The sequence below is a fragment of the Dellaglioa sp. CoH-57-MRSF-21 genome (genome assembly GCF_056781915.1).
In genome coordinates, this window is sequence record NZ_JBXAXU010000183.1 from 1 (window position 1) to 275 (window position 275).

A 275-nucleotide genomic window follows, 5' to 3' on the forward strand; every position below is an offset into this window, starting at 1 on the left:
CGCTGTGGTTGTTCGAGTCTCCCCCACAATCACCAATTTTAATTCACTGGAGTCGTGGCCGAGTTGGTCGAAGGCGCGGGCCTGTAGAGCCCGTTCCCCTCGCGGGACGCGGAGGTTCGAATCCATCCCGACTCCACCAGTTTCTTAGGAATCCTAAATGGCAATTACGCCTCTCTACGACAAGGTTGTTATCCGTCCGCTAATTTCGGACCAGACCACATCTGGTGGTATCGTGATTCCGGGTACGGCAGACAATTCTGATCGTGGTGTTGTGG

General features: G+C 54.5%; 1 protein-coding gene and 1 tRNA gene. Both read left to right on the top strand.

From position 1 onward, the window contains the following. Nucleotides 1-48: 48 nt before the first annotated feature. A tRNA-Tyr gene (locus tag AC1RPQ_RS08460) sits at nt 49-139 on the top strand. A gap of 18 nt (nt 140-157) precedes the next feature. Next, on the top strand, nt 158-275 hold a 118-nt coding region (locus AC1RPQ_RS08465), incomplete at its 3' end, for a hypothetical protein (RefSeq protein ID WP_481762339.1).